27 protein-coding genes are annotated in these 26,648 nt (G+C 40.0%); 24 read left to right on the top strand and 3 right to left on the bottom strand.

The features are described from left to right. Nucleotides 1-56: 56 nt before the first annotated feature. The 10 genes from rho to MKY30_RS02865 all read left to right on the top strand — a co-directional run bounded on the left by rho (nucleotide 57) and on the right by MKY30_RS02865 (nucleotide 8,417). Entirely contained in the window at nucleotides 57-1,340 is a 1,284-nt protein-coding gene (gene rho / locus MKY30_RS02910; protein ID WP_147212416.1) for a transcription termination factor Rho, read from the top strand. Nucleotides 1,341-1,529: 189 nt separating this feature from the next. Beyond that, nucleotides 1,530-1,775: a type B 50S ribosomal protein L31 gene (locus MKY30_RS02905; RefSeq protein WP_077602262.1), complete on the top strand. Its 246-nt coding sequence runs from the start codon at nucleotides 1,530-1,532 to the stop codon at nucleotides 1,773-1,775. 268 nt (nucleotides 1,776-2,043) lie between these two features. Continuing rightward, the gene (locus MKY30_RS02900; protein WP_156985159.1) at nucleotides 2,044-2,667 is read left to right on the top strand and encodes a thymidine kinase; all 624 of its coding nucleotides are present in this window, start codon (nucleotides 2,044-2,046) and stop codon (nucleotides 2,665-2,667) included. A 147-nt stretch (nucleotides 2,668-2,814) separates the two neighbouring features. Beyond that, complete coding sequence (locus tag MKY30_RS02895) at nucleotides 2,815-3,060, top strand: hypothetical protein (protein ID WP_339283284.1); 246 nt, start codon at nucleotides 2,815-2,817, stop codon at nucleotides 3,058-3,060. A gap of 275 nt (nucleotides 3,061-3,335) precedes the next feature. Continuing rightward, nucleotides 3,336-4,406, top strand: coding sequence for a peptide chain release factor 1 (gene prfA, locus MKY30_RS02890; RefSeq protein ID WP_147212423.1), 1,071 nt, complete (start codon nucleotides 3,336-3,338; stop codon nucleotides 4,404-4,406). Between the two features lie 3 nt (nucleotides 4,407-4,409). Next, nucleotides 4,410-5,276, top strand: a complete 867-nt coding sequence (gene prmC, locus MKY30_RS02885; protein WP_339283282.1) for a peptide chain release factor N(5)-glutamine methyltransferase — start codon at nucleotides 4,410-4,412, stop codon at nucleotides 5,274-5,276. A 127-nt stretch (nucleotides 5,277-5,403) separates the two neighbouring features. Next, complete coding sequence (gene spoIIR, locus MKY30_RS02880) at nucleotides 5,404-5,997, top strand: stage II sporulation protein R (protein WP_147212425.1); 594 nt, start codon at nucleotides 5,404-5,406, stop codon at nucleotides 5,995-5,997. 80 nt (nucleotides 5,998-6,077) lie between these two features. After that, nucleotides 6,078-6,479, top strand: coding sequence for a hypothetical protein (locus MKY30_RS02875; RefSeq protein WP_147212426.1), 402 nt, complete (start codon nucleotides 6,078-6,080; stop codon nucleotides 6,477-6,479). A 236-nt stretch (nucleotides 6,480-6,715) separates the two neighbouring features. Next, complete coding sequence (locus MKY30_RS02870) at nucleotides 6,716-7,744, top strand: L-threonylcarbamoyladenylate synthase (RefSeq protein WP_339283279.1); 1,029 nt, start codon at nucleotides 6,716-6,718, stop codon at nucleotides 7,742-7,744. A gap of 124 nt (nucleotides 7,745-7,868) precedes the next feature. Then, the gene (locus tag MKY30_RS02865) at nucleotides 7,869-8,417 is read left to right on the top strand and encodes a manganese efflux pump MntP (protein ID WP_147212428.1); all 549 of its coding nucleotides are present in this window, start codon (nucleotides 7,869-7,871) and stop codon (nucleotides 8,415-8,417) included. Between the two features lie 58 nt (nucleotides 8,418-8,475). On the opposite strand, the gene MKY30_RS02860 is transcribed toward MKY30_RS02865, so the two are convergent. From MKY30_RS02860 to MKY30_RS02850, 3 genes are all read right to left on the bottom strand, one after another. Further along, on the bottom strand, nucleotides 8,476-9,945 hold the full coding sequence (locus tag MKY30_RS02860) for an alpha-amylase (RefSeq protein ID WP_341082770.1): 1,470 nt from the start codon (nucleotides 9,943-9,945) through the stop codon (nucleotides 8,476-8,478). 365 nt (nucleotides 9,946-10,310) lie between these two features. Continuing rightward, on the bottom strand, nucleotides 10,311-11,135 hold the full coding sequence (locus MKY30_RS02855) for a hypothetical protein (protein WP_341082769.1): 825 nt from the start codon (nucleotides 11,133-11,135) through the stop codon (nucleotides 10,311-10,313). Next, a complete protein-coding gene (locus tag MKY30_RS02850; protein ID WP_341082767.1) occupies nucleotides 11,122-11,628 on the bottom strand; it encodes an RNA polymerase sigma factor in 507 nt (168 codons plus the stop codon). Before MKY30_RS02850 ends, MKY30_RS02855 begins: the two co-directional genes overlap by 14 nt. Before the next feature lie 246 nt (nucleotides 11,629-11,874). Between MKY30_RS02850 and MKY30_RS02845 the strand changes: the two genes are divergently transcribed. The 14 genes from MKY30_RS02845 to atpD all read left to right on the top strand — a co-directional run bounded on the left by MKY30_RS02845 (nucleotide 11,875) and on the right by atpD (nucleotide 26,607). After that, complete coding sequence (locus MKY30_RS02845; RefSeq protein ID WP_341082766.1) at nucleotides 11,875-12,480, top strand: low molecular weight protein arginine phosphatase; 606 nt, start codon at nucleotides 11,875-11,877, stop codon at nucleotides 12,478-12,480. A 268-nt stretch (nucleotides 12,481-12,748) separates the two neighbouring features. After that, complete coding sequence (locus tag MKY30_RS02840; protein WP_341082765.1) at nucleotides 12,749-14,131, top strand: methyl-accepting chemotaxis protein; 1,383 nt, start codon at nucleotides 12,749-12,751, stop codon at nucleotides 14,129-14,131. A 94-nt stretch (nucleotides 14,132-14,225) separates the two neighbouring features. Next, nucleotides 14,226-14,771: a TIGR01440 family protein gene (locus MKY30_RS02835; RefSeq protein ID WP_341082764.1), complete on the top strand. Its 546-nt coding sequence runs from the start codon at nucleotides 14,226-14,228 to the stop codon at nucleotides 14,769-14,771. Between the two features lie 92 nt (nucleotides 14,772-14,863). Next, nucleotides 14,864-16,099, top strand: a complete 1,236-nt coding sequence (gene glyA, locus MKY30_RS02830) for a serine hydroxymethyltransferase (protein ID WP_339286332.1) — start codon at nucleotides 14,864-14,866, stop codon at nucleotides 16,097-16,099. Between the two features lie 442 nt (nucleotides 16,100-16,541). Beyond that, nucleotides 16,542-17,171, top strand: coding sequence for a uracil phosphoribosyltransferase (gene upp / locus MKY30_RS02825; RefSeq protein ID WP_147212435.1), 630 nt, complete (start codon nucleotides 16,542-16,544; stop codon nucleotides 17,169-17,171). Nucleotides 17,172-17,361: 190 nt separating this feature from the next. After that, complete coding sequence (locus tag MKY30_RS02820) at nucleotides 17,362-19,560, top strand: S8 family serine peptidase (protein ID WP_341082762.1); 2,199 nt, start codon at nucleotides 17,362-17,364, stop codon at nucleotides 19,558-19,560. A gap of 471 nt (nucleotides 19,561-20,031) precedes the next feature. Beyond that, on the top strand, nucleotides 20,032-20,424 hold the full coding sequence (locus tag MKY30_RS02815) for an ATP synthase subunit I (RefSeq protein WP_339283267.1): 393 nt from the start codon (nucleotides 20,032-20,034) through the stop codon (nucleotides 20,422-20,424). 54 nt (nucleotides 20,425-20,478) lie between these two features. Then, entirely contained in the window at nucleotides 20,479-21,201 is a 723-nt protein-coding gene (gene atpB / locus MKY30_RS02810; protein WP_147212436.1) for a F0F1 ATP synthase subunit A, read from the top strand. A gap of 47 nt (nucleotides 21,202-21,248) precedes the next feature. Beyond that, nucleotides 21,249-21,461, top strand: coding sequence for a F0F1 ATP synthase subunit C (atpE, locus tag MKY30_RS02805; RefSeq protein WP_147212437.1), 213 nt, complete (start codon nucleotides 21,249-21,251; stop codon nucleotides 21,459-21,461). Nucleotides 21,462-21,634: 173 nt separating this feature from the next. Next, entirely contained in the window at nucleotides 21,635-22,162 is a 528-nt protein-coding gene (gene atpF / locus MKY30_RS02800; RefSeq protein ID WP_147212438.1) for a F0F1 ATP synthase subunit B, read from the top strand. Next, the gene (locus tag MKY30_RS02795) at nucleotides 22,159-22,704 is read left to right on the top strand and encodes a F0F1 ATP synthase subunit delta (RefSeq protein ID WP_147212439.1); all 546 of its coding nucleotides are present in this window, start codon (nucleotides 22,159-22,161) and stop codon (nucleotides 22,702-22,704) included. Before atpF ends, MKY30_RS02795 begins: the two co-directional genes overlap by 4 nt. An 18-nt stretch (nucleotides 22,705-22,722) precedes the next feature. Further along, on the top strand, nucleotides 22,723-24,234 hold the full coding sequence (gene atpA, locus MKY30_RS02790; RefSeq protein WP_147212440.1) for a F0F1 ATP synthase subunit alpha: 1,512 nt from the start codon (nucleotides 22,723-22,725) through the stop codon (nucleotides 24,232-24,234). An 81-nt stretch (nucleotides 24,235-24,315) separates the two neighbouring features. Further along, nucleotides 24,316-25,176, top strand: a complete 861-nt coding sequence (gene atpG / locus MKY30_RS02785) for an ATP synthase F1 subunit gamma (protein ID WP_339283265.1) — start codon at nucleotides 24,316-24,318, stop codon at nucleotides 25,174-25,176. 33 nt (nucleotides 25,177-25,209) lie between these two features. Continuing rightward, nucleotides 25,210-26,607 (top strand): F0F1 ATP synthase subunit beta, encoded by a 1,398-nt coding sequence (gene atpD / locus MKY30_RS02780; protein WP_147212442.1) that lies wholly within the window; start codon nucleotides 25,210-25,212, stop codon nucleotides 26,605-26,607. Nucleotides 26,608-26,648: the final 41 nt, after the last annotated feature.

Genomic DNA, 26,648 nt, shown 5'->3' with positions numbered 1-26,648 from the left:
GGCTGTTTGTCCCATTAGAAATATTTAAAAGAACCTAGAACAGGCGTGGTGATTTAATGGCAACACTGACAATCTCTAGTTTAGAGACAATGACGTTAAAAGAGATTTACACACTTGCAAAAGATTATAAGATTTCTTATTACGCAAAATTGACAAAGAAAGAGTTAATATTTGCAATATTGAAAGCACAAGCAGAAAAAGATGGATTTTTATTTATGGATGGAATTTTAGAGATTATTCCTTCTGAGGGATTTGGATTCCTGCGCCCGATTAATTATTCTCCAAGTGCAGAGGATATCTATATCTCTGCTTCGCAAATCCGGCGTTTTGATTTAAGAAATGGAGATAAGGTTTCCGGAAAAGTGCGTCCACCGAAAGAAAATGAACGCTATTATGGTCTGTTACATGTAGATGCGGTGAATGATGCAGATCCGGATTCATCCAAAGAACGCGTGCATTTTCCTGCGTTGACTGCACTTTATCCAAACAGACCAATTAAATTAGAAACAGAAACAAATCAATTATCGACACGTATTATGGATTTAATGACACCAGTCGGCTTCGGTCAGCGTGGTTTAATTGTTGCGCCTCCAAAAGCCGGTAAGACGATGTTAATTAAAGAAATCGCAAACAGCATTTCTCAAAACCATCCGCATGCTAAGCTGATTATTTTACTGGTGGATGAACGGCCGGAGGAAGTAACGGATATTGAACGTTCTGTAGGCCCGGATGTAGATGTCGTTTCTTCTACATTTGATGAAGTTCCTGAAAGTCATATTAAAGTGTCTGAGCTTGTTTTGGAGCGCGCGATGCGTCTGGTAGAACATAAACGTGATGTTATCGTTTTAATGGATAGTATTACACGTTTAGCCCGTGCGTATAACTTGGTTATTCCTCCAAGCGGCCGTACATTATCCGGGGGTATTGATCCGGCAGCCTTCCACCGTCCGAAGCGCTTTTTTGGAGCGGCGAGAAATATTGAAGAGGGTGGCAGCTTTACCATCTTAGCTACGGCCTTAGTAGATACAGGCTCACGTATGGATGATGTGATTTATGAAGAATTTAAAGGGACGGGAAATATGGAGCTGCATTTAAATCGTCATCTTGCAGACCGCCGGATTTTCCCTGCGATCGATATCCTGCGTTCAGGAACCCGGAAGGAAGAGCTTCTGGTAGACAAAGCACATCTCGATAAGATGTGGCTCCTGCGTAAAACAATGCAGGATTCCAATGATTTCTTAGACCGCTTCTTAAAACGTCTGAAGCATTCTAAGAATAACGAGGAATTCTTACAGCTGATGGACGAGGAAATGAAGCGAAAAGGTATGAATCGTCAATAAAAGTCAATTTGATAAGTAAAGTTATTTAACTCGACTTATTTATCTTTTGTTACTAACTGCTATTGCATTTCATCCTACAGACTGTTATAATCTTTCTATGTGAGTTTAGATAAGATGCACCTGCATCTCTGACGGCTCTTAGAATAACTCTGTTTCCAAGGGATTCAGGGCAAAAAGGAGTGGAAGAACATGAAAAAGGATATTCATCCAGAGTACAGAAAAGTAGTTTTTCTAGATACTAGCACGAATTACAAGTTCTTAAGCGGATCAACTAAAGGATCAGATGAAACAATTGAGTGGGAAGATGGTAACACATACCCTCTACTAAAAGTTGAAATCAGCTCTGATTCGCATCCATTCTACACTGGTAAGCAAAAAGCTGACAAAGTCGGCGGCCGTGTGGATCGCTTTAAGAAAAAATATAACCTTAACTAATTATCTGATTGGCCGGAAATACGCCGGGTAACGCAGATTTTGTAAGGAATTGAATGTTAAAGGACAGGCAAAATGTCTAATTTTGCCTGTTTTTTTACTTTTTATTGAGGTATAGTATGAAAAATAAGATTTTTCATTTTTGATAAAGTAACAGAGTAAAACATATTTATATCCTTTTTAATGAGCTGCTTTGATGCTGTTTATTAAAAAGCGTTTCAATCTGAATATACTTATATATCCTATTTATTCGCGAGAGGAGCTTCTCCAAATGCATGTGATGAAGAGAAACGGCTGGGTAGAGCTAATTTGCGGAAGTATGTTTTCCGGAAAATCAGAAGAATTAATACGACGTGTCAGAAGAGCAACGTATGCGCATTTAAATGTATGTGTATTTAAACCGGCGATAGATAATCGTTATGATGAAACAGCAGTTGTTTCTCATGATGGGAGAACGACAATTGCAAAATCTATCCAGGATGCAGCAGAAATTTTAGAGGAAATAGAGCCCGATGCAGATATTGTAGCTATTGATGAGGTGCAATTTTTTGATAGTAATGTCATTGATGTGATTGAGGAGCTCGTCCACAGAGATATTCGGGTTATTGTAGCAGGACTGGATATGGATTTCAGAGGAGTACCTTTTGAGCCTGTACCACAGCTAATGGCTTTATCTGAATCCGTTACAAAATTAAACGCAATCTGTCCGATCTGCGGATCACCCGCGAGCAGAACGCAGCGGCTGATTGATGGCAAACCGGCGTCCTATGATGACCCTGTTATTTTGGTGGGGGCATCCGAATCTTATGAACCTCGCTGCCGTCATCATCATGAAGTACCTAACCGACCGGAAGTAAATTTAAAAAACAAGACAGTAACACAAACAAATATTTAAGACAAAAACTGCCGAATTTATATGTTTCGGCAGTTTTTTTATTGAATATCAAAAAAATACCGTAAAACTAAATTTACGGCAAATTTACTTAAAATCGATGTATATTATAACATTGCTTTCTCATGGTATAATATAAATACCCTGGAGGTGACTCAATTGAAGTGGGAAGATGTGTGCCAGGCGTTTCCGGAACAGTGGGTTTTGATTGAAGCAATTGATGCACATACAAATGATCATCGTGAACGTATTTTAGTTGATATTACCCCTTTGAAAAAATTTACTAATTCTCCAGAGGCGATGAAGGTATATCAAGAAATTCATCGATACGACCTCAGCAGGGAGCTATATGTTCTCCATACCAGTCGGAAAGAGCCTAACATTATTGAGAAATAATGGATAGTCTCAAATGACGGTAAAAAGCGGCTCCTCGTTTTTAGAAAGATATTGAACTGGAAAGGAATTTATGTTTATGCTGTATGACATATCAAATAGAGAAGAAACGAAGATAGAATACCTATAGACATGCCACCTATAATACGGGTCCCTGAGTCTATAGGTATTTTTGCTTTCACCGGCAGTAATATAATCTCATTCAATCAGACGTGCAATTGACCCGGGTGCTCCCTTATAATATAATAAGACTGTTATAGAGAAAGAGGTGTATTCTTGTGTTAGATCGTTTACAGACACTGGAAGATCGGTATAATAAATTAAATGAAATGTTAAGTGACCCGGAAGTAATCAGTGATACAAAAAAATTACGTGAATATTCGAAAGAGCAGTCTGGACTGGAAGACGTTGTCCAGGCTTACCGTGAGTATAAAGAAGTAACATCACAGCTGATAGACGCGAAAGAAATGCTGGAAGACGATTCAGATGATGAAATGCTGGAAATGGCAAAAATGGAAGTATCTGAATTATCATCCAGAAAAGAAGAATTAGAAGATAAAATGAAGATTCTTCTCCTTCCCAAGGATCCAAACGATGATAAGAACGTTATTATGGAGATTCGCGGCGCTGCAGGTGGAGATGAAGCTGCTTTATTTGCCGGTGATTTATACCGGATGTATTCCCGTTATGCAGAGAATCAAGGCTGGAAAATTGACGTGATGGAAGCAAGCTCAACCGGTGTGGGCGGTTATAAAGAGGTTATCTTTATGATTAATGGTTCAGATGTTTTCTCTAAGCTTAAATATGAGAATGGTGCACATCGTGTCCAGCGTGTTCCCGAAACAGAATCTGGCGGACGTATTCATACCTCCACTGCAACGGTTGCTGTGCTGCCTGAAGCGGAAGAAGTGGAGATAGACGTTCATGATAAGGATATCCGTGTGGATACATTTGCTTCCAGCGGACCAGGTGGTCAAAGTGTAAATACAACCATGTCAGCGGTGCGTTTAACGCATGAACCTACCGGGATTGTCGTATCGATTCAAGATGAAAAATCACAGATTAAAAATAAAGAAAAAGCGATGAAGGTCTTACGCGCCCGTATTTATGATAAATTCCAGCAGGAGGCGCAGGCAGAATATGATGAAAACCGTAAATCAGCGGTTGGGACAGGAGACCGTTCGGAGCGTATCCGTACGTACAACTACCCGCAAAACCGTGTTACTGATCATCGTATCGGCTTAACTATTCAAAAGCTGGACCAGATTATGCAGGGCAAGCTGGATGAATTTATCGATGCGCTTGTTATGGAAGAGCAGGCGAAAAAACTGGAACAGATTGGTGAATAACCTATGACCCAAATGAAAATTTATGAAGTCCTTAACTGGGCTTCTCTTTTTTTAGAAGAAGCGAATAGAGAATCAAAGGTTGCCGAGATTTTAATCAGGCACCATTTAGGATTATCCAGACAGGAATGGCTGCTTTCTTTACGTGAGCCGATTCCGGAAGATAAACTTATACAGATTAAAACAGATATAAAAAAACATGCGGAAACAGGAATTCCTGTACAGCATCTGACTGGATATGAAGAATTTTACGGCCGCTCCTTTCAAGTGAACAGGGATGTATTAATTCCAAGACCGGAAACAGAGGAACTGGTCCTGGCAGTAAAGGAATATCTTGCTTCTAAGCGGGGAGAGCCTGTGCGGATTGTTGATATAGGAACCGGCAGCGGAATTATTGCTGTTACACTGGCATTAGAATTAGATAATGCAGAGGTGTTTGCCACGGATATTTCAGAGAGAGCATTAAAGGTTGCTGAGCAGAATGCTGCTCAATTGCATGCTAAAATTTCTTTCTGGCAGGGGAATTTCTTATCTCCGCTTATGAAGGAAACAACATCATTTGATGTGATTGTTTCCAACCCTCCTTATATTGCAAAATCAGAAGCCTCTGAGCTTAGTGATACAGTCCGGAATTTTGACCCGGAACTAGCTCTTTTTGCTGAAGAGGATGGAATGGAAGCATACTACAGAATAATTGAACAAGTGAAGCAGATGCCTTTAAAAGAAGATACATTACTGGCATTTGAAATTGGTTATACACAAGGCGAGCTTGTTAAAGAATACATTCAGCAGGTATTCCCTGACAGTCATGTGAAAATCAGACAGGACATTAACGGAAAAGACAGGATTGTATTGGCAACCCATTTAAACTGATGTTTTCATATCCAAAATGACATAAAAATATACCCTGATTTTAAATATATATTTCTATAAAACTTGTATAAGCATAAATCTCCTTGTCCACACTATCTCATAGATAGGCGGAAGGGAGATTTTTTAAATGAAGAAATTATGGGCGGCAGTAGGACTTTTATTTATATTATTATCGATTATTCCTGTAATTAGTGCAGCAAAAGAGCTGCAGAGTAAAGAGCTCGACTATCAGGTCATCCCGGATGAAGCAATCAGATTACGTATTCTTGCAAATAGTGACAGCGAGAAAGATCAGGATATAAAACATAAAGTCCGTGATGAGGTGAATAAAGTTATTACGGAATGGGTGGAGAATATTGAAGATATTGAAGAAGCCAGAGAATTAATCAACAATCGGCTTCCGGAACTGGAAGAAGTAGTCAGAGATACACTGGAACAAGAAAATAGTGATCAGGATTTTGAATTGGAATATGGGGAGAATGTATCTTTTCCGGCGAAATTATATGGAAACTATCTTTATCCGGCAGGCGAATATGAAGCAATTTTAGTAACTCTTGGGGAAGGCTCCGGTGCTAACTGGTGGTGTGTATTATTCCCCCCGTTATGCTTTCTGGATTTCTTTAACGGCACATCTGTAGCAAGTGAAGATGCAGCAGAGGTAGAAGAGGACGAAGAAGTAAAAGTAGAATTCTTTTTATTTAAATGGCTGGGGTTGTCATAGTTTATTTGATAGAGGCATATTCATATAGTAAGTAAATCGCTATTAATTCTTCAACATTAAAAGAATGGAGGATGGGAAAAATGCAAATCTACCAAGTCAAAGAAGCAAAAATAGAGTTGATTGAGGAATTTATTCATAAGAATGAAAGGCTTTTTGGCAAAAAATTAACGGAAGAAAGCTATGTTGTAGAAGTAGATGGGAGTATTGAAGGCTGTTTTAATCTGGAGATGGTAGATGAATCAACTTATTGGCTTAAGCAATTATATTTAAATAAGGAGCATGTGCAGAAATTATTCATTGTTTTCGAGTCCGTTCTCGTAATTTCCCGAAAAAACGGCATAAAATGTGTATATGTGCATAATCAAAGCCCAGTTGTGGATATCCTTTTAGAGTCTTTACAGTTCAAAAGAGAAAGCGATGTCAGAATTAAGAATATAAATTCAGAAAAAACAGGGAATTGGTGGGCATATCAAGTTTCCTAGTATAGTAAAAATAAAAAATGCTTGATATAACTACAATGAACTACTTTTCTATTTGTCAAGAGAAAATTATACACACTATTCACAGGTGGTTGTGTATAAATAGTAGCAATATGTGAACAAAGATTATTCTGTGGATAAAAACTGTGAATAATGTGTATAAGTATGATGAAATATTCCCTCCTTTGCGTTTCAGTCATGAATCGACTAAAATAGATACGTAGAAAAGAGGGAGCGTTATGCACACGAAAGTATGGAAAATAAATTCAACAAATATATTAGACAAGGATATCCATGAGGCGGCTGAGATGCTGAGAGCAGGAGATGTTGTTGCCTTTCCTACAGAGACGGTATATGGACTTGGAGCAGATGCTACCAATGAATCAGCTGTCCGTAAAATATTTGAAGCGAAAGGGCGGCCGCAGGATAATCCACTGATCGCTCATGTTGCCTCTGTAGAGCAATTAAAAGAGCTTGTCACATTTATTCCGGACTACGTGTATAAATTAATTGATGCTTTTTCACCTGGTCCTTTAACATATATTTTACCGGCGAACGAGTACTGTGCACAAAATGTAAAAGCGGGTTTATCAACAATTGGTGTCCGGATTCCCAGTCACCCTGTTGCACTTGCATTACTCCAGGCAGCAGGAAAACCGGTTGCGGCCCCAAGTGCAAATGTATCTGGAAAACCGAGCCCAACAGATGCAAGTCATGTGTATGATGATTTAAATGGACGGATTGGCGGTCTGATTGATGGCGGACAAACTGGTGTCGGCCTAGAATCGACTGTTATTGACTGTACAGGGGAAATACCGATTATTTTACGCCCCGGAGGAGTTACTAAAGAACAATTAGAGCTGGAGGCCGGTGCTGTCATGATAGATCCAGGTCTTGCATCATCATCTGTGGACCGCCCGAAAGCTCCAGGAATGAAATACAAGCATTATGCACCAGAGGTCCCGCTCTATCTATTTCCAGGCTCAGGTCAGGAACTCAAAGATTTCGTAGATAAAGAAAAGCAGGCAGGCAGCAGAGTCGGCGTTCTCTTATCTGATCAAACAGCTGAAATATTCACAAAGGATACGCATATTCACAGACTTGGAGGAACAATAGAGGAAATTGCTTCTTCTTTATATGATGGATTAAGATTCTTTAAGCAGGCGAATGTGGATAAAATTATTTGTGAAACTTTTACGGAAAAAGGAATTGGTGAGGCAGTAATGAACCGCTTGCGAAAAGCAGCAGATAGTGTAATAAAGGAATAAAAAGCCAGTGTAATATAAAAAGTGAATTATCTAAGCTGCAATTCAACTTATATATCTAAAACATTCATATTCTCTACAAGTGAAGCATAAATTGTACAAGCATGCTTCAAAGGGGGATGTATGGATGTTTTTTTCTACCGAATTACTTTCACTGGCTTTACTTGCAATTGGTTTAAGCATGGATGCATTCTCCATCAGCTTAGGCTTAGGGATGAATAAAATGCGGTTAAAGCGGATTGCTGTTATTGGACTGGTAATTGGCAGCTTTCATATGATTTTTCCGATGGTAGGGATGCTGCTTGGACATGCTTTATCAGAACAGGTTGGACAATGGACAGCAGTGGCATCGGGAATACTATTATTCTTTATCGGTGCACATATGTTTTTCTCCGCTTTCCATACATCAGATGAATATAGATGGCAGCCAGTTGGCCTGGGATTATGGATGCTCGCATTCAGTGTCAGCCTCGACAGCTTTACAGTAGGATTCAGCTTGGGTATCTCCGGGGTAACTATCATTATCACCCTTGTGATTTTTGGAATAGTAAGCTGTATTCTAACATGGCTTGGTCTGTTCCTAGGCAGACGGCTGCAAGGCTTTCTGGGAACATATAGCGAAATTTTTGGAGGTATCATACTTTGCAGCTTTGGGATTTATATGCTGTTCAGCTGAGAAACAGCATTTATTCAGGTGTAAGCTTTTACCTGACTTACATATTGGTCTGCGTTACTTATGATTCAACGTCCTCCTGTGGAAGTGCCCATACTGAGACACTGCCTCCATTGACAGGAAAAGTAGCAAATCCATCTTCCTCAATATAAATATGCTCGTCTCTTGTGCCGGTCAAGTCAACCCAAATTTCCCCTGTGCGATTATCTCCTACACGCATTCTTTTTTCACCATCATCTCCATTGGAAATGACGATGGCGCAGCCCGAGCGCTCTATTTCCAGTATGCCGAGACGGACCCAGCCAATCGTATTAGGATGATCAAAATAGTCCTCTTGTTCACCATATGCTTTATGGTAACGGGCATAGAGAATAGGATTGATGGCTTCTTGTTTCGGATCAATTGGATTTTCTCCGCCGATGCCAAAATAATCGCCGTAAAAAAGGCAGGGATAGCCGTCTTTACGCAGTAAAATAAGGGCATACGCACTTTGTTTAAACCAATCCTCCACCCAGGATTCAAGCGCCTCACCAGGCTGTGTATCATGATTATCGACAAAGGTTACAGCTTGAAGCGGATATGATTGAACCAATGTATCATCAAAAATCGTAGTAAGATCAAAATCATTACCAGATTTAGAAGCTGCATGCAGCTTATCATGCAGAGCTACATCAAATAAATCGATCTTGTAATCAATCTGTTCCAAAAATTGCTGACATGCTTCTAAGTCGTGCTTCCAGAACTCACCAACGAAATAAAAATCATCTCCACAATGCTGGGCAATCTGTTCTGTGAATATTTTAATAAAATCATGATTAATGTGTTTGATTGCATCCAAACGGAAACCATTGCAATGTAACGTATCTGCAAGCCATTTGCCCCAGTGAATCATTTCTTCCCGCACTTTCGGATGGTTGTAATCGATATTAGCAAACATTAAATAATCATAATTACTAAATTCATCGTCTACCTCATCACTCCAGGTTTTATTATCACCGATAATTCGAAAGACACCGGTTCTATCCTCCATTGCATCAAAATCCGTCCCGTTAAAATATTCGAATCCCCATTTAAAAGAAGAATACTTATCATTCCGATTCGGGAATGTAAATTTTGTCCACCCCTCAATATCAAAAGACTCGGAAACTTCTTTTGTTCTGTCATTTGGATCGACTTCAATTACTTGAAAAATTTCCGTATCATCTGCTCCAGCTTTATGATTCATAACGACATCGGCATAAACGTGAATGTCGTGATCATGACATACCTTTATTGCATCCAGTAATTCCTTTTTAGTGCCATATTTTGTAGCGGCACTGCCTTTTTGTTCAAATTCTCCCAAGTCGTATAAATCATAAGGGGCGTATCCTGTATCTTCAGCAGACATCCCTTTTGTAGCAGGCGGGATCCAAACCGCATCAATCCCTCTGTTTTTTAATTCAGGAGCTGCTTCCTTCAGGCGATTCCAGTGGAGTCCATCAGCCTCTACATGCCACTCAAAAAATTGAATCATCGTATGATTTCGTTTCATATTATGTCTCCTTGTTTAATGAGCAGATGCCGTATTTAATCGCATTCTGCAATATTTTTAATGTATTGCTTCCTTTGATGAGAAGTAAATCCTGGTTCTGCCTCATCGAATAGTGTGCATATTGAAAAGTGTCTATTTATAGCGGATGTAATTCTTCTCGGATTTATTTTTGCCACTAAGATGTAGATTCACTTTATTTATGAAAACCAAACCTATTATTTTTGAAATAAATAAAAAGAGGGACGGAGCGATAACTGGTAAATAGTACAAGTAGGCTTATACTCCGTATTTATATGTATTTTGGAGTTCTAATATAAAGAGCCTGTTCCCTTTTAATGGAAACAGGCTTAGTCAGCTGCTCTTTATTATTGTATGGACTTCCGCAGCAATTCCAAGCGCGGCGGTACGCCATCTGCTGCTTCTATATCATACTCGTATTGAATGATAAGTACATTATCATCTATTTGATACAAGTAATATCCTTCAGGCGGATCAGAAACATGCTGGGTAACTCCTTCATAAGCATTATCGTCTGCTGGTAATGCCTGGGGGTCCTCCGCATTGTTAAATTTATGGTCGTAAGATTCCTGTACATCGGCAATTGTATCCTCTATCGTAGTGGATTCTGCTACTTGGATACGAACTTCTGCATTTTCTGCGCCGCTGTAAAAGCGAACTTCCTCTTCTGTTGTTTCATAGTTAGAAAGAAATTCCTCCATTTGAAACTGGATATTGTATGGTTCAATAGTGAAGTTATAAACAGTTACCTCTTCCTCCATACCTTCAACCAGAATAGTATCTGTTTCCGTTCCGTTCTCTTTAATAGAAAAAACGGATGTACTATCTTCCTTATCCGATCTTTTTTCTGATTCCACGATTCCCATGCCTTTTTGCATGTCTGAATCATTTACTAGATGTGATGCAGTATCCTCCTGTTCTTTATCAGGAGTGGTAAAAGAATCATTATTAATAATCTGGAAAATAAATACGCCGCATAGGACGATAACGGCTGCTGTGGATAACCAGATGAATGCGTGCTTTACCTTAGACTTGCGCTGCTGCTGTGCCCGTTTTTTCTCAGCGTGTTTGTTTAAAGCCATTTTCATGCTCTCCTTTTTCTCCGTATCTAAAGAACGGTTTATTTTCAATTTAGTTAACTCCTTTGTAAAATCTTTATCATGATGATTCATAACGAACCTCCTTGACTTCCGACTTCAGCACCTTTAAAGCTCTGTGAAACGTTACTCGTACTTTTGACTCCGTCCATTTTAATACCTGAGCCGTTTCTGTGACGGATAATTCCTCAATTCCTCTTAAAATAACAACAGATCGGTAATCATCTTTTAATTTTTCGATTGCCTGATGCAGAACAATTTTTCTTTCTTCTGATATTTGTTGATCTTCTGGAGATATTTCTGTATGAAATGAATGCGTCTTAATCAGCTTACGCCAGTCTTTTCGATTTTGCCTGCGCGTTTCATCTATTGCCAGATGACGTGCGATAGAGATAAGCCAGGTTTTCGGACTGGACTCACCCTTAAAGGATGGATACCGGTCAATCGCCCGCATAAACACTTCCTGGACGAGGTCTTCTACATCTGGCGTGGACATATAATAAATTAAAAAACGGTAAACATCATTCGCATAATAATCAAACCAGTCCGAAATCAATTCCTTATCCATACTAAAACCTCCCCGGGGATTCTGACATCGTTTGTCTTATTTTTATATTAGACGATATGAAAGGAGAAATGTTACAAAAAATTTGTAATCTTGTTTAGTTGGTTATCTTAATGAATTTATTTTAAACGCGCTGTTCTGCCCAATGGATGTAAAAAAGGGTGCTCTGCTTTTTTCAATTAATCATGGTATGATAAAGAAAACTACTATTTATATAACAATTATGATAATAGATAGGAGGATTTACCTATGAATGTACTCTTCGTATGTACAGGGAATACATGTCGCAGTCCTATGGCAGAAGCATTATTAAAGCAGCGTGCACCGGCAGAAATGCATGTGAAATCCTGTGGGATTACAGCCATGCCCGGAGCCCCTGCAAGCAGCCAGACAACAGAAGTTTTAAGGAGACAGGGCATTGAAATAAATCATCAAGCTTCCCCGATCAGCCAGGAATTGGTTCAGTGGGCAGATCTTATCCTGACAATGACTGCTTCACATAAGGAAATGGTCTGGGCTAAATACCCGGAAGAAAGAAAAAAGATATATACACTTAAAGAATTTGCACTACATGCCGATATACAAATATGGAGTGAATTAGAAAAAGTCTATACAGAATTGGAAGAAAAAAGAAAGCGCTGTTTAGAACAATTGGATGCAGAAGTAGATCCGATAAAACAGAATCAGCTCCTGTATGAAGCGTGCCATGAAGAGCTTGAAACGATTCACTGCTTAAAAAGCCAGCTGGTTCATTCGGATATTGCTGACCCATTTGGCGGTCCGGCAGCGTATTACCTGGAAACGAAGCAGGAGATTGAAACGTGTCTGAATCAATGGCTGTCTCCTGAAGAGTAAATACCTTTGAGTGATACATTCGAAGTATGGTAATCCGTGAAATATTTGTAATTCAAAGAGGATAATGGCACTGGTGTATTTTCAGGAAAAACCTTATACTGGGAGTTTTGAATGCTCTGCTGATGCTTTTTATTCATATTTCCTTTCTGTTTAGAGCTGGAAGCTTAAGCTTATGAAATGAAACTTCATTTCGTGGAGTTTTACGGACAACTATCAATGATAAATACCGGCAGCGAAAGAAAGTTTAATCGGGGGAGTGGAAGGTTTAATGGGGAATAAATATCGGTTTAATTTAAGGTTAAAGCTTGTTGTGTTTACAACCTTTTTAGCGCTTATCACGTATTCAACAAGTGCAGTTTTTATTTATATTTTATTTGACTATATACAGTCATGGATTAATGTATCACAGCAGTTTTTTGTTATTGTAACATTACTGTTAGGTGTAATCTGGTCAGGAATCCTTGCGTTTTTTGCAGCTAGATGGATTACGAAGCCTTTGCAGAAATTAGAGCAGATTACGGGAGAGGCAGCAAAAGGAAACCTGGAACTGCAGGTAGAAATACCAAAATCTGATGATGAGATTAAATCCTTGTCTGTTGCTGTAAACAGTATGCTGCAAAGCTTAAATAAAATGGTGACAAATATTGACCAGCATTTTGAGGAAACAAATGAGACAGTGACTCAGTTGAAAGAGGCTTCAAACAGGGCTACACAGCATTCCGCAGCGATTGGTGAATCTATCACCGAAATTTCAGATGGAGCAGAGAATTCATCACGTGCCACGCAGGAAACGGTGGGTTCTATTGAAATAGCAACGGGATTAGCCAAAGAGGTACAGAATAAAGCAGAGGTTTCCAAACAGCAGTCTAACTCCATGATCAATATGCTGGAAGAGGGGCAGAATGTCGTAAAACAGCTGGTTGACGGAATTCAGCGTATCGCAGTGGAACAGGAAGTATCATTAGAAGATGTGAATCACTTACGCAAGAGTACGATGGAGATTGAAGGAATTATTACCTTAGTTGGCGAAATTGCAGAACAGACCAACTTATTAGCTTTAAATGCCTCTATTGAAGCTGCCCGGGCAGGTGAACACGGAAAAGGCTTTGCTGTTGTTGCTGAAGAAGTAAGAAAGCTGGCTGATCAAAGCGGGAAAGCAGTTAACGATATCTCAACACTCTTGCTTTCTATCCAGGATGATGTAAAGCAGGTGGCAACAAAAATTAATACGAATGTGAAGTCTGCTCGCGAGGAAGTGGACCGTGGAGAAAATACAAACCGTACCATTGCTAAAATGGGCAGTACTGTAACGGAAACAGCTACACAGATTGATACAATTTATAGATTAGTGGAACAGCAGCTGCAGTCGATTCAAAATACAGCAAACCAGTCTCAGGAAGTAGCGGCGATTGCCGAAGAGACATCTGCTGGAACACAAGAGGTTAATGCCGCAATTCAGGAGCAGGTTGTAACAATGGAACAAGTAGATCAATTGGCTCGTGAAATGGAGGAGCATGCAGGAGCTTTGAGAGAACAGATTAAACAATTTAGAGTGAAGCAGGTGGCTGAATCTGCCAGTGTTACCCCTATACAGCCTTTAAATACCAATAAGGAATCTTTAGAAGAAACCAGTCATCAAGATGTATCGTAATTTTTAAAAAATCATGGTATGCTATAAATGATTCTATTATTTGCTGTGTCAAACGGAGGAATGGAATGAATGACTGTAAAGGTGTGTGTCATTTATGATAATCAAAGACCTGAAGCTGGTTATTGACGAATGGCTGGCGCTGGACTGTCTGCGGGAAGATGAGATTGTTGTCATCGGCTGTTCGACAAGTGAAGTGGCCGGCGAGCCCATCGGAACAAGCGGAAGTACAGAAATTGCAAAAACAATTTATGAGCAGATGACAAAGCTTCAAAAACAAACAGGTGTCCATCTTGCTTTTCAATGCTGTGAACACTTGAACCGGTCTCTTGTCGTAGAGAGACGGACAGCAGTACAGTATGGTTTAGAGGAGGTAGCCGTCGTGCCTGTTCCAAAAGCAGGAGGTTCGATGGCGAGCTATGCTTATCAGCAAATGGAAAATCCTGCTGTTGTTGAAAATACAAGCGCACATGCCGGGATAGACATTGGTGAAACAATGATTGGAATGCACTTGAAACCGGTAGCCGTTCCGCTCAAGCTAAAGCAGCGTACGATTGGCCATGCCAGAGTCCGCGCTGCAAGGACTCGTCCGAAGCTTATAGGCGGGCACCGGGCATTTTACGGAGAGAATCCATCTAGATAACAGATTGGATTCTTTATTCCTTTCCCCTCAGTTTGGACAACAAATAATAATTCTTTCACACTTTACCTTACATAGGAGGCTGTACACTAATGATGGAATATGTAAAACAAGCAGATAATGAAGTTTTTCAGGCAATGTTACAGGAGAAAGAGCGTCAGCAGGATAAAATTGAGCTGATTGCTTCAGAAAACTTTGTATCCAGAGCAGTTATGGATGCAATGGGCTCCATACTTACAAATAAATATGCTGAAGGTTACCCGGATAAGCGCTATTATGGCGGTTGTGAGTATGTTGATATTGTAGAGGACCTTGCAAGAGAACGTGCCAAGGAAATATTCGGCGCAGATCATGCCAATGTACAGCCTCATTCCGGTTCTCAGGCGAATATGGCAGTTTATTTTACTTTTCTTGAGCCGGGAGATACGGTATTGGGAATGAATTTGAACCACGGCGGACATTTAACACATGGAAGCCCGGTTAACTTCAGTGGCGGTTTGTACAATTTTGTTGACTATGGTGTGGATAAAGAGACAGAACAGCTGGATTATGACGCTGTTTTGGAAAAAGCAAAAGAAGTAAAACCGAAATTGATTGTTGCCGGTGCAAGTGCCTATTCACGAAGCATCGATTTTAAAAAGTTTAGGGAAATTGCAGATGCTGTCGGTGCTTATCTGATGGTTGACATGGCACACATTGCCGGGTTGGTTGCTACAGGTCATCATGAAAATCCGGTTCCGCATGCTGATTTTGTCACAACAACAACGCATAAAACATTGCGCGGACCACGTGGAGGTATGATTCTTTGTAAAGAAGAATATGCGAAAAAAATTGATAAAGCGATCTTCCCGGGAATTCAGGGCGGGCCTTTAATGCATATCATTGCAGCAAAAGCTGTTTCCTTTAAGGAAGTCTTATCTGATGATTTTAAAGCATATTCCGGAAACATTATCGACAATGCAAAAGCACTTGGCGAAGCATTGCAAAAAGAAGGCATCCGCATTGTTTCAGGCGGAACAGACAACCATTTGTTATTATTAGACGTTACACCATTGAACCTTACAGGAAAAGTAGCAGAAAAAGCTCTAGATGATGTTGGCGTAACAACAAACAAAAATACAATTCCATTTGATACCGAAAGCCCATTTGTAACAAGCGGGGTCCGCATCGGAACCGCAGCAGTAACAACACGCGGATTCGGCATTGAAGAAATGAAAGAAATAGCAGAAATCATCTCACTTACATTAAAAAATTACGAAGACGAAGCAAAACTAAAAGAAGCCAAACAACGCGTACAAGCACTAACAGAAAAATTCCCACTCTATAAATAAATTATCCCCATTGTGGATAATAGATTATTATTTTAAATAAAACTCAAAAATCTGCAGAGTAGTCCACAACTACTCCGCAGATTTTTTATTTCTATATTTAATTTTTTGCTTTTTTTGAGTCTGACTATATAAATTGAGTGGTTAAATTATATTTTTAATTTTTCATAAGAAATTCTAACTAGCTCCAGAAAAACACGGAGATTCCTGTGGGAATGCGTAGTGTTTTTCTGGAGCGGCCGCTGCTAGACTTCCATTAGTACCCATTACATATAAAAGAATAAATATAAAACCAACTTGATTTCTCAACAAATCAAAGCGATAATAAAAAGGAAATTAAAATTTCTGAAATAAACTATTATTAATATAACCACAAAGATTACTTGAAAGCATACATGATTTTCAGTACAATTTGAACGATATATAATTTTAGGGAGTGATCGGCATGAGTAATGTATTTGTATTTGATCATCCGTTAATTCAACATAAATTAACGTATATTCGTGATAAAAATACAGGAACAAAAGAATTTCGCGAGCTTGTGGATGAAGTTGCAATGCTAATGGCATTTGAAATTACAAGAGACTTACCAACATCTGATGTAGAAGTGGAAACACCTGTAACTACATCAAAATCAAAAGTATTGGCTGGTAAAAAGCTTGGACTGGTACCTATTCTTCGTGCAGGCTTAGGAATGGTAGATGGTGTGCGGAAATTGATCCCGGCGGCAAAAGTTGGACATGTAGGCTTATACCGTGATCCAGAAACGTTGAAGCCGGTAGAATACTACGTCAAATTACCGAATGATATTGAAGAACGTGAGCTTATCGTAATTGATCCAATGCTCGCAACAGGCGGATCAGCAAATGATGCAATTGGTGCTTTGAAAAAACGCGGTGCTAAAAACATTCGTTTGATGTGCCTGATTGCCGCTCCAGAAGGCGTGAAAGCAGTACAGGAAGAACATCCGGACGTGGATATTTACTTAGCAGCATTAGATGAACGGCTTGATGACCATGGTTATATTATTCCTGGTCTTGGAGATGCGGGAGACCGTTTATTTGGAACTAAATAACAGAACGAAAAACAGACTGGATAATAGTATTCAGTCTGTTTTTATATCCAGCAGAAAATCACAGCTTCAGTTCCCGTGGATAAACATTAGAAAATATCCTCTAAGCACGTTGTGTATAACTTTAAAGGTTTAAAAATTTGCATAAAATAACATCTATTCACGAAAACTACTCTACAGAGGTGGAGATGTTATGTGGAAAAAGATGATATGCTTTTTTGCTGTCTGCTTGATTTTAACGCAGATGCAGATTGATAATGATACGCATGCCGAAGAGCTCAAGCAAACACTCATTATAGAAGTGGAAGGCGACCCTAATAAAGTAAAAGAAGAAATAGAAGCTTATCATCCATTTGTGGAAGTGGTAGCTGTTTACGATATTGTTTTTAAGGGGCTGGCCGTGGAAGGGAAAGCAGAACAATTAGCCGGACTGGGTTCGATAGAACAGATTAAGGCATTTCATCAGAATCAAACTTATCAAGCCCTGCCTTTCCAAGCTGATAATGCTGATGTGATTGAAAAGATGGATCCTTCCAAATCTAAAGCCTATGATTTGAATGAAACATCTTACACTGGTAAGGGAGTTAAGGTTGGCATTATTGATACAGGAATTGATTATAATCATCCGGATTTAGAGAAAAATTATCAGGGCGGCTATGATCTTGTTGATTTTGATGATGAGCCGATGGAAACGACACCGGAGGAAGGGCCTGCCACCTCACACGGAACGCATGTTGCAGGGATTATTGCGGGTGATGGGGATATGAAAGGTGTAGCTCCTGATGCAGAAATCTACGCATATCGTGCATTAGGACCAGGGGGAACAGGCTCTACGGTTCAAGTATTAGCTGCTATGGAAAAAGCGATAGAAGATGAGGTTGATATTATAAACCTTTCATTAGGAAATGACGTAAATGTTCCTGATTACCCGACAAGTATTGCTGTTAATCGTGCCAGTGAGCTTGGGATTATTGTTGTGATTGCCAATGGAAACAGCGGCCCAGATGCATGGACAGTCGGATCACCGGCAACAGCAGACCGGTCTGTATCCGTAGGAGCATCCACCACACCACAGAAAAATCCTGTGCTTATTGATACATTTGAAAAAAAGGAAATTTCCTTAGTAGAAGCGGTAGGAGCCCCTGCGTGGGAGCTGAATCGTTCTTACCAGCTGGAAGATATGGATAATATGGAACAGGGACAATCCATGCACGGAAAAATTGCTCTTACCAGACGTAAGGAAATACCCTTCTTTGAATTGGCTCTTCAAGCCGAAAGTATGGGAGCAGAGGCTTTAATTATTTATAATTCGGAGCCTGGACCGCTCCAGGCTTCTGTTCAGAATAACCGGCAGCCTGTAAATATTCCGGTTGCCTCTATTCAAAAGGAAGAAGGGGAATGGCTGGAGTCGCAAATCAATCAAAGTACTTATTTTATCGATGCTGCTCAAAAAGACAATTTACTAACGATTGCTCCTTTTAGCTCCAGGGGGCCGGTTGCCGTCCAATGGGCTATTAAACCGGATATCTCAGCGCCCGGGGCTGCTGTTTGGAGTACTGTTCCAGGAGGATACCAGGCAATGGATGGAACCAGCATGGCTGCTCCTCACGTGGCAGGAGCCTTTGCGGTTTTAAAAGAAGCACATCCAAACTGGACCGACAAGCAGCTGATTGGTGCTCTAAAAACAACTGCACAGCCTTTTGAAGAAAAAGAGCACCGCTTAAATGCAACAACTCAGGGAATGGGGTTGCTGCAGCTTGAAGCTGCGATAGATACTTCTGCAATTATCTATGACCCGCAATTGGAGTTTGGCAAGTTGAGCCGCTATCAGGAAGAGTTTACGGAAAAAGTAACAATAGAAAACAAAACGGAGAAAGAACAAACATATTATTTTGAGACGCCGGAACGAAAAGACGGTTTAGTGTGGGGTCTTCCACAGAGCTTCACCGTCCAGCCTAAGGAGCAAAAAGAAATAACATTGAAGCTGTCCATGAACCGGGACCGTTTAGAAGAAGGTGTTCATGAAGGATGGCTGACACTTAGAGAGGCTGAGAAAAACTATGATCTGCCATACATTATTGTAAACCAGGAGGCCGATCAGCCAAAGACAGCAGGCTTTGAATTTTACCTGGAACCCTTCGAACAAGAAAACTATAAATATCAATATTACTTAACAGAACCAGTGAAGAGTCTGGAAATCAACCTGTACCAGCCGGAGACTTTCGTATTTGAACGGAAGCTGCTGAAGGAAGCAGAGCTTGAAAAAGGGATGCATGAAGGAGTTCTCAGTAAAGAAGAGGCCGGAGCACCCGGATATTACCTCGCATTAATTACTGCTGAGCTTGAGAACGGAGAATTTGAACAGGTAGAGACCCTGATTTTTATACAATAAAATAAACCAGAATTCGACATTTTTTATAGTTGAAAAGACATGTTCACAAAACTGTCAAATTGAACAAAAAGCATTTGTGAATCCATTTGCCGGAAATGGGGTTCACAAGTGCTTATTTTAATAAGTATAAAGGTTGATTTGAAGCAATTTATTACGGTTTAAGAAATACCTCGTATATTGCGTTATACACATTGACAACTGTTACAGGCGTATTGTAAACTTATTTAGTGTGGAGAAAAAGGGAGAGCAGGTAGAGCCCATGTGAAATTAAGACGCTTTCTAAAGGATGCTAAACAGCATTTCTCTGCCTTCTATACATAGATGCAAATAGTATGTAACACCTCCGCATCTAAGACTACAAGTAGTATTGCCTAGCAAGAAATTCCCCAACTTGATTGAAAACGGATGCAAACCTATGTTCTATCGCAGTAGTGTATCTAGTTGACGGGCAGCATTAGGAGTGAAACAGCAATGATGTCTAATTTTGATAGTATGGTTACACGTCAACGAAAATGGATGCTTTACTGGTTAGCAATCTTGGTACTTTGCGCTGGATTTCTACCCTATACCCGAATTTTTCTCGGATTAATCTTAGGTAGTAGTATTAGTCTTTATAACTTGTGGTTACTGCAATACAAGTCGGAAAAACTCGGCGAAACGATTGCGGCAGGCAGGAAATCGAGGAGTGGGCTAGGTACATTCTCCAGAATGGCTGCGGCAGTTTTGGCAGTTGTCATCGCCATGCGTTTTGAGGAGTATTTTCATCTATATGCTGTAATTATTGGGATTGTTTCTTCTTACTTGATTATGATGATAGATTTTATTGTCTATCAGATTACTATGCGTAACCAGAAAGAAGACTAATCCTCCAGTATTCCATTTTACTTACAAATAGTTCTTGGTAAAGGGGTGATAATTTTGGATCACGATAATCCAATAGTTCATGATATTTTTGGGATACCAGGTGCGGATTTAAATCTTTCAAATCTATTAATGACTTTTATTGTGTCACTTATTGTATTTGTTTTTTGTGTATGGGGAAGCAGAAAATTACAAATGAAGCCTAAAGGGATGCAAAACTTTATGGAGTGGGCAGTAGAGTTTGTACGAGGCATTATAAAAGACAATATGGATTGGAAAACAGGAAGAGTATTTCTTCCACTTGGATTAACACTTATCTTTTATATCTTAGTAAGTAACCTTATTGGGGTAGCCACTGTTGGAACAGTCGGGCATACCCTGTGGTGGAAGTCACCGACAGCAGATGCTGTTATGACATTAACGCTGTCAGCAATGATCATCGTGTTGACACACTACTACGGTATAAAAGTTCAGGGTACAAAAGCTTACTTTAAAACATATGTAAGTCCAGTACCGCTTATGTTGCCATTTAAAATTGTCGAAGAATTCACAAATACATTAACGTTGGGTCTTCGTCTATTCGGTAACATTTACGCTGGAGAAATTTTATTAGGACTCCTGGTAGGTTTAGCAACATCAAGTATATTCGGATTTTTTGGAGCTGCCATTCCAATGCTGGCATGGCAAGGATTCAGTGTGTTTATCGGCGGTATTCAGTCATATGTATTCGTCATGTTAACAATGGTGTACATGTCTCATAAAGTGAGCTCAGACCATTAAATAAAGCAATAATTTATTTTTTACACATAAAAAGGAGGAAATTATTTATGGGAGCTTTAGCAGCAGCAATCGCAATAGGATTAGCAGCATTAGGTGCTGGTCTTGGTAACGGTATGATCGTAAGTAAAACAGTAGAGGGAATTGCACGTCAGCCAGAATTAAGAGGTCCGCTACAAGGTACTATGTTTATCGGGGTAGCACTAGTTGAGGCGATTCCAATTATCGCAGCGGTTATCGCGTTTATGGCAATTTTCCAATAAACCGCATTTTCTAAAATATAATGGCGAAGTTCATCTTAGGGGAGAATCTTCGCCATTCCTTTATGCAGGATAAACATTTTACAAAAAACAACTAGTACAAGTTTTCGTGTGTAACATACAGAATAGAACCAGTTCTATTCTATGATGATGTCTTAGCGGAAGGAGTGGAGTTCGTGCATTCATATATTGATTTATTAACAGTTGGTGCAAGTGTCGGCGGATTACGTTGGCCGGATATGCTGGTTCAGCTATTTTTCTTTATTGTACTCCTTGCATTGGTGAAGAAATTCGCCTGGGGTCCATTAATGAATAAAATGGAAGAACGTGAGCAATACGTGGCGAATGAAATCGAAGAAGCTGAAAAAAGCAGAGCAGATGCAGAAAAAGCTTCTAAAGATGCAGCTGAGCAATTAAATCAGGTAAGAGCAGAAGCTCAAAAAATGATTGAAGATGCAAAATCAGCCGGTATCAAGCAGGAAGAACAAATTATTGAATCTGCAAGAAAAGAAGCAGAGCGTATTAAAGAAGCAGCTCAGGCAGATATTCAAAATGAGAAAGAAAGAGCTATTCAAGCATTACAAGATAAAGTGGCCTCTCTATCTGTATTAATTGCAAGCAAAGTTATTGAGAAAGAACTAAGCGAGCAGGATCAGGAGAAGTTGATCAACGAATACATTAAAGAGGTAGGAGAAGAGCGATGAGTAGTGCAGTAGTTGCAAAACGATACGCAGATGCTCTTTTCAGACTTGGAGTAGAACAGCAAAAATTAGAACAGTTTGCAGCAGATTTAAAAGTTGTAAAGCCTGTTTTTCAAAATGATAAGAAATTAGCTAAATTCCTGACGCATCCAAAGATTGATAATGCAAAAAAGAAACAGCTTGTAGTTGAAGCATTCCAAGGGTTGGACAAGACCGTTTTGAATACACTTCAATTACTGGTGGATCGCCATAGAACATCGATCATTCCAACCATTATCGACGAATACATTTCTTTAGTAAATGATGCAAAAGGAATGGCAGATGCTACAGTTTATTCGACAAGAAGTTTATCGGATGAAGAAAAGAGTCAATTAGAACGCTCTTTTGCTGTCCGTTTGGGAAAAAGCGCAGTTCAGCTTAACAATATCGTCGACCCGTCCATTCTTGGCGGAGTAAAAATCAGAGTTGGAAATACGATTTATGATGGTACGGTTAAGGGTAAGCTAAATCGAATCTCCCGTAGTATTGTGTCTGCTAATAATTGATGATAGGGGTGAAATGGTATGAGCATTAATGCTGAAGAAATTAGTACGCTGATAAAAAAGCAAATTGAAAATTTTGATTCAGACATAGAAGTTACTGATGTTGGAACAGTTATTGAAGTTGGAGACGGTATTGCACGTGCACACGGACTTGATAATGCAATGGCCGGAGAGCTGCTGGAGTTTTCTAATGGAGTAATGGGCTTAGCTCAGAACTTAGAGGAAAGCAATGTTGGTATCGTTATTCTTGGGCCTTACCAGGATATTAAAGAAGGTGACGAAGTTCGTCGCACAGGTCGTATTATGCAAGTACCGGTTGGGGAGGAGCTTTTAGGACGTGTAGTCAACCCTCTTGGTCAGCCAATTGACGGAAGAGGAGCAATTGAAACATCCAAAACCCGCCCAATCGAAGCGCAGGCACCAGGTGTAATGGATCGTAAATCCGTTGATGAGCCATTACAGACAGGTATTAAAGCAATTGATGCACTTGTGCCAATTGGACGTGGACAGCGTGAGTTGATTATTGGTGACCGTCAAACAGGTAAAACAACTGTTGCCGTTGACACCATTTTGAATCAGGCTGACCAGGATATGATTTGTATTTATGTGGCAATTGGCCAAAAAGAATCTACCGTCCGTGCTACAGTAGAAACATTCCGTAAACATGGTGCGTTAGATTACACGATTGTTGTAACTGCAGGTGCATCTGATCCGGCTCCATTACTATACTTATCACCTTATGCAGGTGTAGCGATGGGTGAGGAGTTCATGTATAACGGGAAGCATGTTCTTGTTGTATATGATGATTTATCTAAGCAGGCAGTAGCTTATCGTGAACTTTCCTTGCTATTACGCCGCCCGCCAGGCCGTGAAGCATTCCCGGGAGACGTATTCTATCTGCATTCACGCTTATTAGAGCGTGCAGCTAAGCTGAGTGATGCAAGAGGCGGCGGTTCTTTAACTGCATTACCTTTTGTTGAAACACAGGCAGGCGATATCGCAGCGTATATCCCTACAAACGTTATCTCTATTACAGATGGTCAGATTTTCTTACAATCCGACTTATTCTTCTCAGGGGTACGTCCGGCGATTAACGCAGGTTTATCCGTATCTCGTGTAGGTGGATCCGCACAAATTAAAGCCATGAAAAAAGTTGCCGGGACATTACGTCTTGACTTAGCTTCCTTCCGTGAATTGGAGGCATTCTCGCAATTCGGTTCTGATTTGGATAAAGCTACTCAGGCAAAGCTTAATCGTGGTCAACGCACTGTTGAAGTATTGAAGCAGGGTCTTCATAAACCAATGAGCGTTGAAAAACAGGTTGCAATTATTTATGCATTAACAAGAGGATTCTTAGATGATATTCCTGTTGAAGATATTTTACGCTTTGAAGAAGAAATGAATATCTGGATTGAGCATAATCAAAATGATATTTTCACAACAATTCGTGAAACAGGCAACCTGCCGGATGAAAAAGAATTCAGCGGAGCAATCGAAAGCTTCAAGAAAACATTCTTACCATCTAATCAATAAGATGTCTATAATAGAGAAGTAAAAAGGACCGAAACGAAAATCTTCGGTCCGCATTCCTTATAGGAAAGTGTGGTGAAAAGCTTGGCATCACTTAGAGATTTAAAAGGAAGAATTGACTCAACGAAAAAAACAAAACAAATCACCGGAGCAATGGAGCTTGTATCAGCATCGAAAATGTCCAAGGCAGAACAGAATGCACGTGGATTTGTTCCTTATGCGGATAAATTGCAGGAAGTCGTGAGCAGTATTGCGAATTCCAGTACGGATGCACAGCATCCAATGCTTATTAAACGGGAAGTGAAGAAAACTGGTTATTTAATTATCACTTCTGACCGTGGTTTGGTTGGAGCTTACAACAGTCATATTTTAAAAAGTCTTGTAAATAACATTGAGAAAAAACATTCCAGCAAGGATGAATATACAATTATTGTTATTGGAAGAAAAGGTTATGATTTCTGCCGTAAGCGCGGACTTCCGGTTTCTCAAAGTATATTGGGAATGCCGGACCATCCAACATTTGCGGATGTGAAAAACCTTGCTTCTGAAGCAGTGCAAATGTATGCTGATCAGGAAATTGATGAGCTTCACATTATTTATAATCATTATGTAAGTGCAATCTCTCAAGTAGTTACAAACAAACAGCTTTTACCAATTGCTGATTTAGGTGAACAGGAAGCTCCTGCGTCTGATTATGAATTTGATCCGAATCAGGAAGAAATTCTGGAAGTACTTTTACCTCAATATGCTGAAAGCTTGATTTTTGGTGCATTACTTGATGGAAAAGCAAGTGAGCATGCTGCAAGTATGACAGCAATGCGAAGTGCTACTGATAATGCAAATGAACTGATTGGTGATTTAGAACTTTCATATAACCGTGCACGTCAAGCAGCTATTACACAAGAAATTACCGAGATTGTCGGCGGTGTAGCAGCACTTGAATAGTCACTCAGGTAAGTTAAGTCAGGAGGGAAACAGATGACGAAAGGACGCGTAACACAGCTGATGGGGCCGGTCGTTGATGTACGATTTGAAGATGGACAGCTCCCGGCTGTAAACAATGCACTGATAGTACGCAGTGAAAGACCAGGTGAAGATTTAACGCTGGAAGTAGCACTTCATCTTGGGGATAATAGTGTTCGTACAATTGCTATGTCCTCAACAGATGGTTTCCAGCGTGGAGCAGAAGTAGAAGATTTAGGTCGACCAATTTCTGTACCGGTTGGAGATGTTACATTAGGACGAGTATTTAACGTTTTAGGTGAAAAAATTGACTTAGATGAGCCGCTGCCGAATGATGTACGCTTAGAGCCAATTCACCGTGAAGCTCCAAAATTTGAAAATCTGTCTACAGAAACTGAAATTTTGGAAACTGGTATTAAGGTTGTAGACTTACTTGCACCATATATCAAAGGTGGTAAGATTGGTCTGTTTGGTGGAGCCGGCGTAGGTAAAACCGTATTAATTCAGGAATTAATCAACAATATCGCTCAGGAGCATGGTGGTATTTCCGTATTTGCGGGTGTAGGTGAACGAACTCGTGAAGGAAATGACCTTTACTATGAAATGAGTGACTCTGGTGTTATTGCAAAAACAGCAATGGTATTCGGCCAGATGAACGAGCCGCCCGGTGCACGTATGCGTGTAGCATTAACTGGTCTTACAATGGCAGAATATTTCCGTGATGAACAAGGTCAGGACGTATTATTGTTCATTGATAACATTTTCCGTTTCACACAAGCAGGTTCTGAGGTATCCGCACTTCTTGGGCGTATGCCGTCAGCCGTTGGTTACCAGCCGACACTTGCTACCGAAATGGGACAATTACAGGAACGTATCACTTCAACGGATAAAGGTTCTGTAACCTCTATTCAAGCAATCTATGTTCCTGCCGATGACTATACTGATCCGGCACCGGCAACTACTTTTGCCCACTTAGACGCAACGACTAACTTAGATCGTAAGCTTTCTGAGCAAGGTATTTATCCTGCCGTGGATCCATTAGCATCAACTTCCCGTGCGCTTGACCCGGAAGTAGTTGGTCAGGAGCATTATGAAGTAGCAGTAGAAGTACAACGTACACTTCAAAAATATCGTGAATTGCAGGATATTATTGCAATCCTTGGTATGGATGAGTTAAGTGAAGAGGACAAGTTAGTTGTTTCCCGCGCACGTCGTATTCAGTTCTTCTTATCGCAAAACTTCCACGTTGCTGAGCAGTTTACTGGCCAGCCTGGTTCGTATGTTCCGGTAAAAGAAACGGTTCAAGGCTTTAAAGAAATTCTCGCAGGAAAGTACGACGATCTTCCTGAGGATGCCTTCCGTCTTGTTGGAAGAATTGAAGAAGTTGTTGAAAAAGCAAAAGCTTCGGAATAATAGACAGCTGAGGATAATTCATAAAAGTGTATCATCCTTTA

Source organism: Oceanobacillus sp. FSL W8-0428 (assembly GCF_038004405.1).
GTDB lineage: Bacteria > Bacillota > Bacilli > Bacillales > Amphibacillaceae > Oceanobacillus > Oceanobacillus sojae.
Note: the sequence above shows the minus strand (reverse complement) of the source record. Positions and strands in the feature narration are given on the sequence as shown.